The 16,660-nt window shown below is 62.0% G+C and carries 11 protein-coding genes; 4 read left to right on the top strand and 7 right to left on the bottom strand.

The window, feature by feature from the left end; all coding sequences use genetic code 11:
* Positions 1-7: 7 nt before the first annotated feature.
* Genes kdpC through kdpF form a run of 4 tightly spaced genes read right to left on the bottom strand, consistent with a single transcriptional unit; the run spans position 8 to position 4,562 of the window.
* On the bottom strand, positions 8-583 hold the full coding sequence (kdpC, locus tag ACQ4WM_RS13730; RefSeq protein WP_436547226.1) for a potassium-transporting ATPase subunit KdpC: 576 nt from the start codon (positions 581-583) through the stop codon (positions 8-10).
* 9 nt (positions 584-592) lie between these two features.
* Positions 593-2,659, bottom strand: a complete 2,067-nt coding sequence (gene kdpB / locus ACQ4WM_RS13725; RefSeq protein WP_436547225.1) for a potassium-transporting ATPase subunit KdpB — start codon at positions 2,657-2,659, stop codon at positions 593-595.
* Complete coding sequence (gene kdpA, locus ACQ4WM_RS13720; RefSeq protein ID WP_436547224.1) at positions 2,656-4,473, bottom strand: potassium-transporting ATPase subunit KdpA; 1,818 nt, start codon at positions 4,471-4,473, stop codon at positions 2,656-2,658. Before kdpA ends, kdpB begins: the two co-directional genes overlap by 4 nt.
* Complete coding sequence (kdpF, locus tag ACQ4WM_RS13715; RefSeq protein ID WP_034746483.1) at positions 4,473-4,562, bottom strand: K(+)-transporting ATPase subunit F; 90 nt, start codon at positions 4,560-4,562, stop codon at positions 4,473-4,475. The genes kdpA and kdpF overlap by 1 nt, the downstream gene beginning before the upstream one ends.
* 451 nt (positions 4,563-5,013) lie before the next feature.
* On the opposite strand from kdpF, the gene ACQ4WM_RS13710 reads away from it, so the two are divergent.
* The 4 genes from ACQ4WM_RS13710 to parC are packed head-to-tail and all read left to right on the top strand — an operon-like array spanning position 5,014 to position 12,985.
* The gene (locus tag ACQ4WM_RS13710; RefSeq protein ID WP_436547223.1) at positions 5,014-7,011 is read left to right on the top strand and encodes a DNA topoisomerase IV subunit B; all 1,998 of its coding nucleotides are present in this window, start codon (positions 5,014-5,016) and stop codon (positions 7,009-7,011) included.
* Positions 7,011-8,720, top strand: a complete 1,710-nt coding sequence (locus ACQ4WM_RS13705) for a molecular chaperone HscC (protein WP_436547222.1) — start codon at positions 7,011-7,013, stop codon at positions 8,718-8,720. Before ACQ4WM_RS13710 ends, ACQ4WM_RS13705 begins: the two co-directional genes overlap by 1 nt.
* Positions 8,721-10,583: a hypothetical protein gene (locus ACQ4WM_RS13700; protein ID WP_436547221.1), complete on the top strand. Its 1,863-nt coding sequence runs from the start codon at positions 8,721-8,723 to the stop codon at positions 10,581-10,583.
* Positions 10,584-10,630: 47 nt separating this feature from the next.
* Positions 10,631-12,985, top strand: coding sequence for a DNA topoisomerase IV subunit A (gene parC, locus ACQ4WM_RS13695; protein WP_436547220.1), 2,355 nt, complete (start codon positions 10,631-10,633; stop codon positions 12,983-12,985).
* A gap of 133 nt (positions 12,986-13,118) precedes the next feature.
* On the opposite strand, the gene ACQ4WM_RS13690 is transcribed toward parC, so the two are convergent.
* The 3 genes from ACQ4WM_RS13690 to ACQ4WM_RS13680 form a co-directional block, all read right to left on the bottom strand.
* A complete protein-coding gene (locus ACQ4WM_RS13690) occupies positions 13,119-14,477 on the bottom strand; it encodes a chemotaxis protein CheW (RefSeq protein WP_436547219.1) in 1,359 nt (452 codons plus the stop codon).
* A 3-nt stretch (positions 14,478-14,480) separates the two neighbouring features.
* A complete protein-coding gene (locus ACQ4WM_RS13685) occupies positions 14,481-16,208 on the bottom strand; it encodes a methyl-accepting chemotaxis protein (protein ID WP_436547218.1) in 1,728 nt (575 codons plus the stop codon).
* A gap of 122 nt (positions 16,209-16,330) precedes the next feature.
* Entirely contained in the window at positions 16,331-16,657 is a 327-nt protein-coding gene (locus ACQ4WM_RS13680; protein ID WP_436547217.1) for a hypothetical protein, read from the bottom strand.
* Between the last annotated feature and the right edge of the window lie 3 nt (positions 16,658-16,660).

The raw sequence follows: 16,660 nt of genomic DNA, 5'->3' as shown, positions 1-16,660 counted from the left end.
AGCCATCTTACTTCTGCATTGCATCGAGCGCCAGATTCAGTTCCAGCACATTTACCCGCGCTTCGCCGAAAAAGCCTATATACGCGGTTTTCTGTGCCTTGGCGATGGTGTTTTCCACCGGCGCCAGAGGCAGGCCGCGCACGCGGGCCACGCGCGGCGCCTGGTACAGGGCGGCGGCCAGGCTGATTTCCGGGTCCAGGCCGCTGCCGGACGCCGTCACCAGGTCGACCGGAATCGCACGCTGGTTATCCGGGTCAGCAGCTTTCAAGGCGGCGATGCGCGCCTTGACGGCGTCGACCAGGGCCGTATTGGTCGGTCCCAGGTTCGAGCCACCGGAACCAGCGCCGTTATTGGCCATCGGCACGGTGGCTGACGGACGGCCCCAGAAGTATTTCGGCGACGTGAATGACTGGCCGATCAGGGTCGAGCCTACCGGCTTGCCGCCGCGCTCGACGATGCTGCCGTTGACTTCATGGCTGAAAGCCAGTTGCCCGATGCCGGCCGTAGCCAGCGGATAGGCCACGCCGCAGATCACGGTCAGCGCGGCAAACAGGACCAGGGCGGGACGTACGATGGAGTTCATGATGATCCTTTAAATGAAGTTCAGTGCCGACAGCACCATGTCGATCAGCTTGATGCCGACGAACGGCAGCACGATGCCGCCCAGGCCATACACCAGCAGGTTGCGGCGCAGCAGACTGGCCGCGCCAATGGCACGGTACTGCACGCCTTTTAATGCCAGCGGAATCAGCACGACGATAATCAGGGCATTGAAGATCACGGCCGACATGATGGCCGACGACGGGCTGGCCAGGTGCATGATGTCGAGCGCCTTCAACTGCGGATAGGTGCCGACGAACGCTGCCGGGATAATCGCGAAATACTTGGCAATATCATTCGAGATCGAGAAGGTGGTCAAGGATCCCCGCGTCATCAGCATCTGCTTGCCGATTTCAACGATTTCCAGCAGTTTGGTCGGGTTCGAATCGAGATCGACCATATTGCCCGCCTCCTTGGCCGCCTGCGTGCCCGAGTTCATGGCCACGGCCACGTCGGCCTGGGCCAGCGCCGGCGCATCGTTGGTGCCGTCGCCCGTCATCGCCACCAGCCGTCCTTCGGACTGGTAGCTGCGGATCAGTTTCAGCTTGTCTTCCGGCGTCGCTTCGGCCAGGAAGTCGTCCACGCCCGCTTCGGCCGCAATCGCCGCCGCCGTCAGCTTGTTGTCGCCGGTGATCATCACGGTCTTGATGCCCATGCGGCGCAGTTCGGCAAAGCGCTCCTTGATGCCGCCCTTGACGATATCCTTCAGTTCCACCACGCCCATCACACGGCCTGCATCAACCACCACCAGCGGCGTGCTGCCACGGCGCGCAATATCGTCGACGGCGCGCGACACTTCGGCCGGATACGGCTGACCCAGCGCTTCCACATACTTTTTGACGGAATCGGCGGCGCCCTTGCGCACTTCTCTGTCGGCGATATCGACGCCGCTCATGCGTGTTTGCGCCGTGAACGGGACAAAGGTCGCGTTCAGGCTGGCCATTTCGCGTTCGCGGATATTGAACTGCTGCTTGGCCAGCACCACGATGCTGCGCCCTTCCGGCGTTTCGTCAGCCAGTGACGCCAGTTGCGCCGCATCGGCCAGTTGCTGCTCGGTGACGCCGGGCGCCGCGACAAAACTCGACGCCTGGCGGTTGCCCAGTGTGATGGTGCCGGTCTTATCGAGCAGCAGCACGTCGACGTCGCCAGCAGCTTCCACCGCACGGCCCGAGGTGGCAATCACATTGGCCTGCATCATGCGGCTCATGCCGGCCACGCCGATGGCCGACAGCAGGCCGCCGATGGTGGTCGGGATCAGACACACCAGCAGCGCGATCAGCACAGTGATGGTGACGGGCGTGCCGCTGCCGGCAGCCGCCACCGCAAACAGCGAGTATGGCAACAGCGTGACGGTGACGATCAAAAACACGATCGACAGGGCCACCAGCAGGATGGTCAGGGCGATTTCGTTCGGCGTCTTCTGGCGCTTGGCGCCTTCGACCATGGCGATCATGCGGTCGATAAACGCTTCGCCGGGGTTGACGGAGACGCGCACCAGCAGCCAGTCCGACAGCACGCGGGTGCCGCCGGTGACAGCTGAAAAGTCGCCGCCCGACTCACGGATCACGGGCGCCGATTCGCCGGTGATCGCGCTTTCGTCAACCGAGGCCACGCCGGCCGTCACTTCGCCGTCAGCCGGGATCACGTCACCGGCTTCGACCAGCACAGTCATACCCTTGCGCAGGTCGGTGGCAGGTGTCGGCAGCCAGGAAGTACCGTATTTCGGTACCTGCATTTTTTTGGCCATCACGGTCTGCTTCAGGGCGCGCAGCGAGGCGGCTTGCGCCTTGCTGCGTCCTTCGGCCAGTGCTTCGGCAAAATTTGCGAACAGCACGGTGAACCACAGCCAGACGGCGATCGCGGCGATAAAGCCGAACGGCGCCTCGCCCTTGCCATTCAGGGCCTGGATCGCCAGCAAGGTGGTGATAATGCTGCCCATGTAGACGACAAACATCACGGGGCTGCGCCACTGCGTGCGCGGGTCGAGTTTCTTGAAGGCGTCGCCGATGGCGGGCAGCAGCAAGGCGGGGTCAAACAGGGTCAATGTCCTGGTTTTCATGGCAGTTGAGTAAAGAGTTGAAGATGTTCGATGACGGGGCCAAGGGCCAGCGCAGGAACGTAGTTCAGTACACCCACCAGTATCACCACGCCAACCAGCAGGCCGATGAACATGGGGCCATGCGTGGGCATGGTGCCGGCGTTGGCCGACAGGCGCTGCTTGGCGGCCAGCGAACCGGCGACGGCCAGCACCGGCACGATTACGGCAAAGCGGCCAAACCACATGGCGATAGCCAGCATCACGTTATAGAACGGCGTATTGGCAGACAGCCCTGCGAACGCGCTGCCGTTATTGTTGGCGGCCGACGTAAAGGCGTACAGGATTTCCGAAAAACCGTGGGCGCCCGGATTGGCCACGCCCACCTTGCCCGCTTCGAGCATGACGGCGATTGCCGTGCCCACCAGCACCAGGGTCGGCGTGACCAGGATGGCCAGCGAGACCATCTTCATTTCATGCGCCTGGATTTTCTTGCCCAGGTATTCAGGCGTGCGTCCTATCATCAGGCCAGCGATAAAAACGGCCAGGATGGCGAACATCAGCATGCCGTACAGGCCAGTACCCACGCCGCCAAACACCACTTCGCCGAACTGCATCAGCAGCAGCGGCACCATGCCGCCCAGCGGCATGTAGGAGTCGTGCATGGAATTGACGGCGCCGCACGAGGCCGCCGTCGTCACGGCCGCAAACAGCGCCGACGAACTGATGCCGAAGCGCGTTTCCTTGCCCTCCATATTGCCGCCCGCCTGCAAGGTGCTTTGCTGCTGGTCGACGCCGAGCGCCTGCAAGGCCGGATTGGCCTGCTGTTCGGCCTGGAATACGCCGGCCGTCATGACCACAAAAATCAGCGTCATTGCGGCCAGCACGGCCCAGCCCTGGCGCATATCACCAACCATGCGGCCAAACGTGAAGCACAGGCCAGCGGGAATAATGAAGATCGCCAGCATCTGCAGAAAGTTCGACATGAACGTGGGATTTTCATACGGATGGGCCGAATTGACATTGAAAAAGCCGCCGCCATTCGTGCCCAGCATCTTGATCGCTTCCTGGGAGGCGACCGGACCCATGGCGATGGTCTGCGTGGCAGCCACTTGCGCTTCCATTACCGGCTTGCCGGCTGCGTCCAGCACGGCCTGGCCGGCGGCGTCGACTTTCGGCGTTTCATAGCTGACCTGGTCGAGCAGGGTGACTTCCTTGTACGGAGAAAAATTCTGGATCACGCCTTCGCCCATGAACACCACCGACAAGGCCAGCGACAGCGGCAGCAGGATGTACAGGGTGGAGCGCACCAGATCGACCCAGAAATTGCCGATCGATTTGCTCGATTTTGCCGAAAAACCGCGCACCAGCGCAAAGATCACGGCGATGCCGGTGGCGGCCGAAAAGAAGTTCTGGCAGGCCAGGCCCAGCATCTGCGTCAGGTAGCTCATGGTCTGCTCGCCCGAATAGCCCTGCCAGTTGGTATTGGCGACAAAGCTCACCGCCGTATTGAACGAGGAGTCGGGGCTGACGCCTGGCATTGCCTGCGGATTGAATGGCAGCACGCCCTGCAGGCGCTGCAGGCCATACACAAAAAAGGCGCCGATGGTATTGAACACCAGCAGCGCGATGGCGTAGTGCTTCCAGCCCATGGCGCGCTCGGCGCCGGTTTTCATGCCGGCCAGGCGGTAAAGAAAATTTTCACCGCGTTGCAGCCAGCCCAAGCCACGGATCGGGGCATCGCCAGCCACCTTGGCCATGTACAGGCCAAGTGGATAGCCGGCCGCCAGCAGCACGGCCAGGAACAGCACCAGCAACAGTATCGATTGGGTAGTCATTACAGCTCCTCGGCTTTCAACAGCGCCACCAGCAGGTACACCAGCAGGCCGGCCGAGACCACGGCGCCCAGCACATAAAAGGCGTTCATTGCGCGCCCCCCAGCTTGTCGCAGGCGCTGGCAAAGCCAGCTGCCACGACATAAAAGACGGCCATCAGGCCCAGGTATACGAGATCCATTCTCACCCTCATTCAGGTTTGTTTTTGACAGAGGGAAGCTTAGCCAGAAGGGTCTAAAAAATTCGTAAAGACTGTGGCGGCCGGTGTAAACAAACTGTAAAAATAGCGCTTTATCATCAAGCCGTCATTTCGAAGGCGCACCATAGTTGCCAAGCAGTAGCGCCATGGCGCGCCGATCACGATAGAATGCGCGAGCGTCCGCACAAGGACGCCCGGCCTGCCGCAATGCGCTCCCACAGTGACGCGAGGCGCGATATACTGTATATTTGTACAGTTATCGCCACCGCTGTCACTCTGCCACCGAGCCGCACAGCAAGCGCGTCTGGCGTTCCCACCACTGTCTTTATTTAGCTTGAACACGTATGGCCACTAAAAAACCAGCATCCGACTACAGCGAATCATCCATCCGTGTCCTGAAAGGACTGGAACCCGTCAAGCAGCGCCCGGGGATGTACACCCGCACTGAAAATCCGCTGCACATCATCCAGGAAGTGATCGACAATGCCTCCGACGAGGCGCTCGGTGGCCATTGCACGCATATCGCCGTAACGCAGAACGTCGACGGCAGCATCACGGTCGAAGACAATGGCCGCGGCATTCCCGTCGGCCTGCATCCTGAAGAAGGCGTGCCGACCGTCGAAATCGTGTTTACGCGATTGCACGCGGGCGGCAAGTTCGACAAGGGTTCGGGCGGCGCCTATGCGTTCTCGGGCGGCTTGCATGGCGTGGGCGTATCGGTCACCAATGCGCTGTCGTCGCGCCTGGAAATTACCGTCTGGCGCAAGGAAAGCGATGGCAACGGCTTGCACCATATGGTGTTTGCCGATGGCGACGTGATCGAGCCGTTGAACTCGCGCCCGGCGCCACGCGACGGCAAAAAATCGGGCACGCGCGTGACCGCCTGGCCCAATCCCAAATACTTTGACTCGCCGAATATCTCGCAGCCCGAGCTGCAGCGCCTGTTGCGTTCAAAAGCGGTGCTGCTGCCTGGCGTGACCGTCACCCTCACCAATGCAAAAACCGGCGACACACAGACCTGGCTGTACGCCGAAGGCCTGCGCGGCTATCTGACCGAATCGCTGGCGCAGGTATCGAATGGCGAAACCCTGATCCCGCTGTTCGAAGGCGCGCAGTACGCCAGCAGCGAGTCCGAAGGCTTTGCCGAAGGCGAAGGCGCGGCCTGGGTGGTCGCGTGGACCGAAGAAGGCGCCATTGTGCGCGAATCCTATGTCAACCTGATCCCCACCTCGAACGGCGGCACGCACGAATCGGGCTTGCGCGAAGGCCTGTTCGGCGCCGTGAAAAACTTTGTCGAAATGCATTCGCTGCTGCCAAAAGGCGTGAAACTGCTGCCCGAAGACGTGTTTGCGCGCGCCTCGTTCGTGCTGTCGGCCAAAGTGCTGGACCCGCAGTTCCAGGGCCAGATCAAGGAACGCCTGAACTCGCGCGACGCCGTCAAGCTGGTATCGACCTATACCAAGCCGCCGCTGGAACTGTGGCTCAACCAGCACGTCGACTACGGCAAGAAACTGGCCGAACTCGTGATCAAGCAGGCGCAGTCGCGCCAGCGTTCACTGCAGAAAGTGGAAAAGAAAAAATCGTCGGGCGTGGCCGTCTTGCCCGGCAAGTTGACCGACTGCGAATCGTCGGACATTACGCGCAATGAACTGTTCCTGGTCGAGGGCGACTCGGCGGGCGGTTCGGCCAAGATGGGCCGCGACAAGGAATTCCAGGCGATCCTGCCCTTGCGCGGCAAGGTCCTCAATTCGTGGGAAACCGACCGCGACCGCCTGTTCGCCAATAACGAGATCCACGATATCGCGGTGGCCATCGGTGTCGATCCGCACAGCGCCGGCGATACGCCCGACCTGTCCGGCCTGCGTTACGGCAAGGTATGCATCCTGTCCGATGCGGACGTCGACGGCTCGCACATCCAGGTACTGCTGCTGACACTATTCTTCAAGCACTTCCCCGCGCTGATCAGGAAGGGCCATATCTGCATCGCCCGCCCTCCCCTGTACCGCGTGGATGCGCCGGCGCGTGGCAAGAAGCCGATACAGAAAATCTATGCGCTTGACGACGGCGAACTGGTGGCCATCGAAGACAAGCTGCGCAAAGAAGGCGTCAAGCAAGGCGCCTGGGCGATTTCGCGCTTCAAGGGCCTGGGCGAGATGAATGCCGAGCAACTGTGGGAAACCACCATGAACCCGGACACGCGCCGTTTGCTGCCCGTGATGCTGGGCGCGGTCGACCATATGGATTCGAGCGCGCGCTTCAATATGTTGATGGGCAAAGGCGAAGCTGCCGGGCGCCGCGCCTGGATCGAAGAACACGGCAACGAAGCAGAGGCGGACATCTGATGATTATCGGCATTGACCTGGGCACCACCAACAGCCTGGCCGCCATCTGGCGCGACGGCACGGCGACCATTATCCCGAACGCGCTGGGCGAACACCTGACGCCATCGTGCGTCAGCATCGATGACGACGGCACCGTGCTGGTGGGCCGCGCCGCGCGCGAACGGCTGCAGACGCACCCGCAACTGACGGCGTCCGTTTTCAAGCGCTATATGGGCAGCGAAAAGAAGATCATCCTCGGCACGCAGCAGTTCCGTCCCGAGGAATTGTCGTCGATGGTGCTGCGCGCCCTGAAGGAAGATGCCGAAGCCTTCCTCGGTGAAAAGGTCGAGGAAGCCATTATCACGGTGCCGGCCTATTTCAGCGATGCACAACGCAAGGCCACGCGCATTGCCGGCCAGCTGGCAGGGCTGCGCGTGGAACGCCTGCTGAACGAGCCGACGGCTGCCGCGCTGGCCTACGGCATCCGCGACAAGGAACAGGAAAGCAAATTTCTCGTGTTCGACCTCGGTGGCGGCACGTTTGACGTGTCGATCCTGGAGCTGTTCGAAGGCGTGATGGAGGTGCGCGCTTCGGCCGGCGACAATTTCCTCGGCGGCGAGGATTTCGTCACCGTGCTGGTAGAGGCCTTTGTGGAAGACAGTGGCCTGCGCAAGGCCATGGGCAGCCGCCAGTTCGACGCCCGCCAGCAGCAGTTGCTGCGCGACGAAGCCGAACGGGTCAAGCGCCTGCTTTCCGACCAGTCGCCGGTACGCATGAACACGCGCTTTGAAAACACCGACTACAGCTGGGAAATCAGCGAAGACAAGCTGGCGCAATTGTGCGAGCCATTGCTGGCGCGCCTGCGCGTGCCAGTTGAGCGCGCGCTGCGCGACGCCACCATCCGCGCCGCCGAACTGAACGAAGTGGTGCTGGCCGGCGGCGCCACGCGCATGCCGCTGGTGCGCAAGCTGGTGTCGCGCATGTTCGGCCGCTTCCCCGCCATCCACCTCGATCCCGATGAAGCGATCGCGCTGGGTGCGGCCGTCCAGGCAGGCTTGAAAATGCGCGATGCAGCGCTCGACGAAGTGGTAATGACGGACGTGGCGCCGTACTCGATGGGCATCGGCATTTCGCGCCAGGTTGGCGTGAACCAGTATGAAGGCGGCCACTACCTGCCGATTATCGAGCGCAACTCGGTGGTGCCGGTGTCGCGCACGGAAAACATCGTCACCATCCACGACAACCAGAAGGAAATCAATGTGGCGATCTACCAGGGCGAATCGCGCCTGGTGGCCGACAATGTTTTCCTCGGCAAGATCAACTTCCCGATTCCCGCCAAAAAGGCCGGCGAAGTGGGCATCGACGTGCGCTTTACCTACGATATCAGTGGCGTGCTGGAAGCCGAAGTGACGGTGCTGGCCACCCAGGAACGCCACAAGATGATTATCAGCGACAACGCCGGCGTAATGACACCTGAGCAGATCGAACAGCGTTTTGCGGAATTGGCCGACCTGAAGATCCACCCGCGCGACCAGATGGAAAACCGCACCCTGGTCACGCGCGCCGACCGCCTGTACGAACAGTCGCTGGGCGAGGTGCGCCAGTACCTTGCCTCCCATACAGCCAACTTCCAGGCCGCGCTGGAAACGCAGGACCCGTCGATTATCCGCAAGGCACGCCAGGCACTGGACGAAGTGCTGCGCCAGGTCGAGAGCGAGAGCTTTCTGTAAATGAACAGCAGGCTCAGTCTATGGGATATCCTCGGCACCGAGCCGACCGGCGACGAGCGCGCCATCAAGCGCGCGTATGCGAAACGCCTGAAGGTCACGCGGCCCGAAGACGATCCGCAGGCGTTCCAGGAGCTGCGCGATGCGTATGAATATGCGCTGCGCCATGCTGCGCGCTTTGCCGTAGAACTGGGGCAGGCGCATGATGAGCCTGAGGTAGCAGCGCCCGCTGCCGCACCGGAACCGGTCGCCGCGGTGCAGGCCGAAGCGCCGGTGGAGCGCGAAACACTGGTGCAGACCAAAGTGCAGGCCCCGCCGGCCGAGCTATGGGGTATCGTTGAGAACACCATCGAGTCACCGCCAGCCGAGCTATGGGGCGTGATCGACACACCCGCGCTACCTCCTGCTGAACTGTGGGGCGTGATCGAGATCGATCCCGCTGAAGAAGCGGCCAGTATCTGGCAGGGTTGCCTGGACCAGTTGCAGCAGCTGGACGCCGAAGCGGCGCTGGCACATGCGCTGCAGGACCCGGCGCTGCTGCGATTCGACGTGCGCGAGGAATTCGAGCTGTTCGCCTTGCGCTACTGTGCCAGCGACGGCTACAACGCCGACCTGCGCGACGCCGTGTTTGCCGCGCTGGGCTGGAACAGCGACTTTTCCTACCTGGCACGCAGCCATGGCGAGATGGTGCGCAACGCCGTACAGCGCTACCGGGCCGACGAGTCCTTCATGCACTTCATCGACTTTGGCGAGAACTATCCCGGCCTGGACGTCATCATGTCGCAAAAGCCGCCTTCAAGCTATGCGCGCCAGATGTTCGATGAAAAATTCACGAAGCAGCTGCGCGATCTGCTGCATACCATCCGCTGGCATCACAGTGAAATGCTGGTCTACAAACTCGATATGGTGCAGTTCGAGCGCTGGGAGCATGCGGTCTTTTCCAAGCGCTATTTCCGCCAGACGGCCCTGCACTCGGCCGCCCTGGGCTTCGCGCTGCACTTCATGCTGGCCGGCGTGCTCAGCGCCGCCGGCATGCAGCTCGACACCGTGGGCAGCAAGCTCAGCCTGTTCGGTTTCCAGGCGCTGGCCTTTGCACTGCTGGCCCTGCAGGCTTTCCGCTGGCCGGCGCAGCTATTCGACAAACTGCAAGCGTTGAGGGAAGGGATGGACGAGCGCCTGCCCTCCCTGCAAGCGCGCCCTGGCCTGTTGCAACTGGGATGGATCGTGCCTTTCATGTTCGTCTCGCTGCTGCTGTTTGCACCCGGCCCCGATACCGCGCTGCGCGTGGCCACCGCTGGCGCGCTGTGCGTGCTGGCCCTGCTGGCGTTTGCCGCCAACCGCAGTGTGTTGCAAGGGCTGTTCGGCTATGCGGTAGCTGTGTCGCTGTTTGCCAGCATCTTCATGAGCGGCAAGGGGCAAAACGCCCTGGCGATCAGTGACAGCATGATGCTGGTGTTTTGCCTGCTGGTGCTGGCGCTGCGCACGGCCAACGGCTTGTATGCACAATGCGGCTGGCCGGAAGCGCTGCTGCCGCGTTTGCGTGCAGCCTGGATGATCGGCTGCGCCATCGGCCTGGCGGCGCTGGCCGTGCAGCCGGCGCTCGCAACCGTGCTGGGCGCCATGCTGTTTGCCTGGGCCTGCGTCGGCATGCTGTTTTCCCCTGCCGACCTGCGCTGGAAGTTTTCCTGGCCGCTGGTGCTGGCACCGGCAATCGCCAGCCTTTTGCTGGCCGGCCGCTTGTCCGGTGCAGCGCCGCACACCATGGTCAAGCTGGGCGCCGTGCTGGCGCTGGCCATGTTGTATTTCACGATGCTGCATTTGTATCGCCTGCACCGGCTGTCACGATCCCATAACGGGCTGTCATAATCGGCCCACGAATTCAACCGCAATCACTCAATACTGAAGCCCGCACCATGTCCACACAAACGAATTTATTTGACGATGTCCAGCCCGAGCCGACGGTGCCCGATGAACCAGTGTTCGACGGCGAGGCGCTGACCCTGTCCACTTTTGCCGAGCGCGCCTATCTCGACTACGCCATCTCGGTGGTCAAGGGCCGCGCCCTGCCCGACGTGTGCGACGGCCAGAAGCCGGTGCAGCGCCGCATCCTGTATGCGATGAACGAACTGGGTTTGAATGCCACTGCCAAGCCGCGCAAGTCGGCCGCCGTGGTCGGCGACGTGCTGGGCAAGCTGCACCCGCACGGCGACCAGTCGGTGTACGACGCGCTGGTGCGCATGGCACAGGACTTTTCGCTGCGCTATCCGCTGATCGACGGCCAGGGCAACTTCGGCTCGCGCGACGGCGACGGCGCGGCGGCCATGCGCTACACGGAGGCGCGCCTGACGCCGATCGCCAAGCTGCTGATGGATGAAATCGGCATGGGCACGGTGGACTTCCAGCCCAATTACGACGGCTCGACGGAAGAACCGAAGCTGCTGCCGGCGCGCCTGCCGATGGTGCTGTTGAATGGCGCCTCCGGGATTGCCGTTGGCCTGGCCACCGAGATCCCGGCGCACAACCTGACGGAAGTGGCGAAAGCGGCCGTGGCGCTGATCCGCGACCCGAAAATGACGCATGCCGAACTGATGGCTATCATTCCCGGCCCGGATTTTCCCGGTGGCGGCCAGATCATTACCCCGGCCACGCAGATCTCGGACATGTATGCGAGCGGGCGTGGCAGCATGAAGGTGCGCGCGCGCTGGAAGATCGAAGAGCTGGCGCGCGGCCAGTGGCAGGCGGTGGTAACGGAACTGCCGCCGGGCACCTCGTCACAAAAGGTGCTGGAAGAAATCGAAGAGCTGACCAATCCGAAAATCAGGCTGGGCAAAAAAGCCCTGTCGCCGGAGCAGGTTGCCCTGAAGGCGCTGATCCTCAATTCGCTCGACACCATCCGCGACGAATCGGGCCGCGCCGCGCCGGTGCGCCTGGTGTTCGAGCCGAAGTCGAAGAACCAGGACCAGGCCGAATTCATGCTGATGCTGCTGGCCCATACTTCGCTTGAATCGTCGACCTCGATCAACCTGGTGATGATAGGCGGCGATGGCCGTCCGCGCCAGAAAGGGCTGGGCGACATCCTGCGCGAATGGATAGACTTCCGCTTCGAAACCGTCACGCGCCGTACCGGCTACAAGCTGCGCAAGGTCCAGGATCGCATCCATATCCTGGAAGGACGCGAAGCGATCCTGCTCAATATCGACAAGGTGATCGCCATCATTCGCAATTCGGACGAACCGAAGGCGGCGCTGATCGAAGCGTTCAATCTGTCCGAGCGCCAGGCCGACGATATCCTGGAAATCCGCTTGCGCCAGCTGGCGCGCCTGGAAACGATCAAGATCCAGCAGGAACTGGCCGAGCTGCGCAAGGAAGAAAAATCGTTGCAGGACCTGCTCGACAACCCGGGTTCGATGAAACGCGCCATCATCCGCGAAATCGAAGCGGACGCCAAGCAGTTCGGCGACGCACGACGCACGCTGATCGAGGAAGCACAAAAGGCCGTGGCCGAACAGAAGGTGGTCGATGAACCGGTAACCGTGATCATTTCCGAAAAAGGCTGGGTGCGCGCACGCACCGGCATCGGCCACGATGCGGCCCAGTTCACCTTCAAGGCTGGCGACACCCTGCATGGCGCTTTCGAGTGCCGCACCGTTGATACCCTGCTCGGCTTTGGCAACAACGGCAAGATTTATTCGGTGCCCGTGTCGGCGCTACCCAACGCGCGCGGCGACGGCGTGCCGATCACGACCTTGTGCGACCTGAGCGGCGGCACGCCCGGCAACGCCGTGCGCATACTGCACTACTTTGCGGGCAATGGTGCCACCAATCTGCTGCTGGCCACCAGCGCCGGCTACGGCTTTGTCGCAAAGGCAGGCGACATGGCCAGCCGCCTGAAGGGTGGCAAGTCCTTCATTACCCTGGACGACGGCGATGTACCGCTCGAACCAAAAATCATTCCGGTGGCGGCCAGCGCCGTGGCCTGCATGACCGAAGGTACGCGTTTGCTGGTGTTCGGCCTCGATGAAATGAAGACGCTGACCAAGGGCGGCACCGGCGTCAAGCTGATCGAACTGGAAGGCAAGGACAAGCTGCTGGCCGTGCAGCCGATCACCCAGCGCGGCGTGGTGGTGTCGGGCATCGGCCGGGGCGCCAAGCCGCAGGATGTATCGCTGGGCGCCACGGCCCTGGCGGAGCATTTCGGCAAGCGTTCAAGAAAGGGCAAGGCGCTGGCGTCGAAACTCAAGCCGATCAAGATGACGGCGATCGGTTAAGTCGTTCATTCGACTATGCGTCGTTGAATTGACGTTATTTTTTACCCCAATGTAAAATCTGGGGTCAGACCCGACGGGTCTGACCCCGGCATTCAAGGCATGCATAGTACGGCGCTACCGCTCACGTGCCAGGTTACGCTAACTGGGCGTCGGCGATATTGAAAATGCGGTAACTGGTCTGCTCGCTGCCGTAGCCGGTCGTGATCATTTCAAACTGGCCACTGGGCAAGCGTACCTTGCTGAGATAAGCACTGTTCGGTGGAATCAGCGCCACGATGCGGTCAACCATCACGCCGCATAATACGCCCTGGTTACGCACCACGATCACGTGGCCTGCGGCGGTCTTTTCCGAGCGCAGATCAACCAGGTCTATCAGCTCGTTACACCAGACCATGGACGCTGCCGGCGCCCCGGCCGGGGCTGGCAGCACTTGTTCCAGCGCCTCGATCGGGCAAGCCATGACGGTGCCGGCAATATAGACAATATATGCGCCCATGTTGCGCAAGCCGGCGCCTGGTTCGCTGCTGTCGCCGGACTGGTCAACACGGCTGAGCACGGATTGCGGAAACGCTGCCACCAGCGCCGCCGTGTCGATCACCTGTACCGGCGTGCCATCATCATCGATAACAATGGCTTGCACGAACTGCGGCGCGTTCAGGCGGACGGGCCGGGTGCCTGCACCGTAAGGGAACTGGTGGACTTGCACGATGCGGTCCACCGGCAAGGCCAGTGCCAGTTCGCCACTGCAGGCGATCAGCATCAGCGGCTGCGGTGCAGCCGGCTTCGGCCCGCCGAACAGCGCACTGGTATCGAGTACCGCAATATGCCGTCCCCGCCAGTGGCAGAACCCTGCGCCTGCAGCGCTGCTTGAGACCACCTGCCGGGCCTGCACCACTTCGCCGACATCAGTTGCCGGCAAGGCGAGGCGAATGCCGCAGCTTTCCACCACCGCCCACGACTGCTGGCCAGCGTGGATGTCCTGGTGCCGGGCGCCCGCTTCTGCAGCCGCCGTTGAAGCTGGCCCGTCCTGTTCCTCTGCCCATATTTCGGCCAGCGCCATCAGCCGGGCGCTGTCGAGCAGGCTGACCGGCTGTGCGTCACCGGCCATGCGCGCCACGCTGTGGAATACTTCTTCGGGATCGTTATCGTGGTGCAGCCGCACGATGTCTGCCTGCGCCAGCGTTACCACCTCATGCACGGCATCGACCAGCAGGCCGAGCGTGCGCCGGCCATTTTGCAAGACCACGATGCGGCTGCGCGCTGCGCCACCGGGCGCGCACTCGCCCACCTCGACCCACAGCGCCAGGTCGACCACCGGCACCAGTTTTCCCTGGCAGGCAAACATCGAGCACAATGCGCCGCGGCGGCGCGCCACCATCGTCAGGTCCGCCGGTCGCGGATAAGCCTGCAGCACCGTTTCGAGCGGCACGGCGATGCGCAGATGGCCCAGTTCCAGCAAGACCCAGCGCGATTCGTCGGTCGGCGCTGCCATGCTTCAGTCGCGCACGGTGGAACGCTGCAACTCTGACAGCAATTTGCTGACATCATTGGTGGCGCTCGCCTGTTCGGAGGTCGTGCGATGGATCTCGGCGATCGAGGTAGTGGTGTTCTCCACCGAGCGCACGATGCGGCCGAAGGCTTGCTCGACTTCGCCGGAAAGACGGCCACCTTCCTCGATACGGCTTCCGGTTTCGTTGATCAGGCCGGCGATTTCGCGCGCCGCCATCGCCGATTTTTCGGCCAGCTTGCGCACCTCGTTGGCCACTACCGAGAAACCCACGCCATGCTGGCCAGCGCGCGCGGCTTCGATGGCCGCGTTAAAGGCCAGCAAATGGGTCTGGCTGGCGATTTCGCCTATGGTTTCGACTATCATGTGGACGTCGCTTGATGATTTCTGGATCGTCACGATCGCCTCTCGCAGGCGTGCCAGCAATTCGCTGCCGTCCATGGCCTGCTGCTGCGTTTCGCTGGCGAGTTCTGTAGACCGGCGCGAACTGTGGCTGATGACGTTGATCGAGCCGCCCAAAGCGGTCAGCACTTGCGAGATCGATTGCACCTTGTTCGCCACCAGCTGCTCACGCGCGACCTGGTCGCTGATATCCATCGCGAACTTCACTACCCGATACGGTTTGCCGTCTGCGTCCAGGATGGGATTGTAAGTTGCCAGTATCCATACTTCATCGCCCTGCTTGGCGCGTCGCGCAAAGCGGCCGGCCTGGAACTTTCCCTCGCCCAGGTTGGCCCAGAAATCGCGGTACTGAGGGCTCTGCACCATTGCCAGGTCACAGAACATGCTGTGATGCTTGCCTATCACCTCGTCTGCGGTATAACCGAGCGTACGCAGGAAATTGCTGTTCGCCGACAGGATGGTGCCGCGCAAATCGAATTCGATGACCGCCTGCGAGCGACCGATCGCGTCGATCTTGCCTTCGATATCAAAACGTAATTTCTTCTCGGTAGTGATATCGGTGGCGAACTTGACCACTTTGTAGGGCACGCCGCTGGCGTCCAGCACCGGATTGTAGCTGGCCTGTATCCAGCGCTCGCTGCCATCCCTCGCGAGGCGGCGAAATTCGCCGGCGTGGAACTCGCCAGCGGCCAGATGGCGCCAGAAGTTCTGATACTCATGTGAGCGGCTGTAGGCCGGCTCGCAGAACATCGCATGGCGCTGGCCGATGACTTCCTCAAGCTGATAGCCGAAGGTATCGAGGAAAAGCTGGTTGGCATGCAGTATTTTCCCATGCAGGTCAAACTCGATCACCGCCCGCACCCGGTCTACCGCCTCGAGCTTGCCGATGAAATCGGCATTACGGCGTACCGATACACTGACATCGGTGGCGAATTTGACCACCTTGACAGGCGTGCCACTCTCATCGAGTATCGGGTTGTACGAGGCCTCGATCCACACTTCCGCACCGTCCTTGCGCAAGCGCTTGAACTGGCCGGAATGGAACTCGCCCCGGCCCAGGTGCGCCCAGAAATCGGCATACTCGGTCGAACGGGTATAGGCCGGCTCGCAGAACAGCCGGTGGTGGCGTCCCACGATTTCGTCGAGCGTGTAGCCGAAGGTGGACAGGAAGTTGTCATTGGCATCAATGATGTGACCAGCGAGGTCAAATTCGATCACTGCCTGCACGCGATTGATTGCATCGATCAGCGAACGGTCGGCAGCAGCCTGTTCCGGTTTGCTGTTGTTTTTATTACTCATTTGTAATTGCGACATGGCGCGCCTCATCAGGCCGGCTGAACAGTGGAATCTGCTACCGGTTGTCGATATTAGCAAGAATCTCGCGTGAAGAGGGGGCGCACGTTGCTCCAGACCAACGGCTACATGGTGGAGTTTCTTTAGCCCTGTCCGATTCTGTGCCGCACCAGCTTCAGGATGGCGGGCGTGGCTTCGACAATTTCCAGCACCCTGCCCATGTCATCGGCATAACGGCCCTGCCCAAGCGCATGCAGGGCACCACCGGGCGCGACGTGGGGCCGGTCGTCTGGCCCCGGCGCCAGGAAAGTGACGCCAGTCACACCGTCGGCAAGGCCAAATTCCAGTGCCTGCCTGCCCTTGCGGCCGGGCGGAAAGGCAAACGTGGCCGTGGGGCGGTAAACTTCGAAACCAGCCTCGTCTTCTTCGAAGGAGTGGGTCCAGCTGCCGTTTGGCACATCGAGATGCATGTT

Source organism: Janthinobacterium longum, from assembly GCF_051380735.1.
In the GTDB taxonomy this organism is placed as follows: Bacteria; Pseudomonadota; Gammaproteobacteria; order Burkholderiales; family Burkholderiaceae_D; genus Janthinobacterium.
This window is presented reverse-complemented; position numbering and strand designations above follow the sequence as displayed.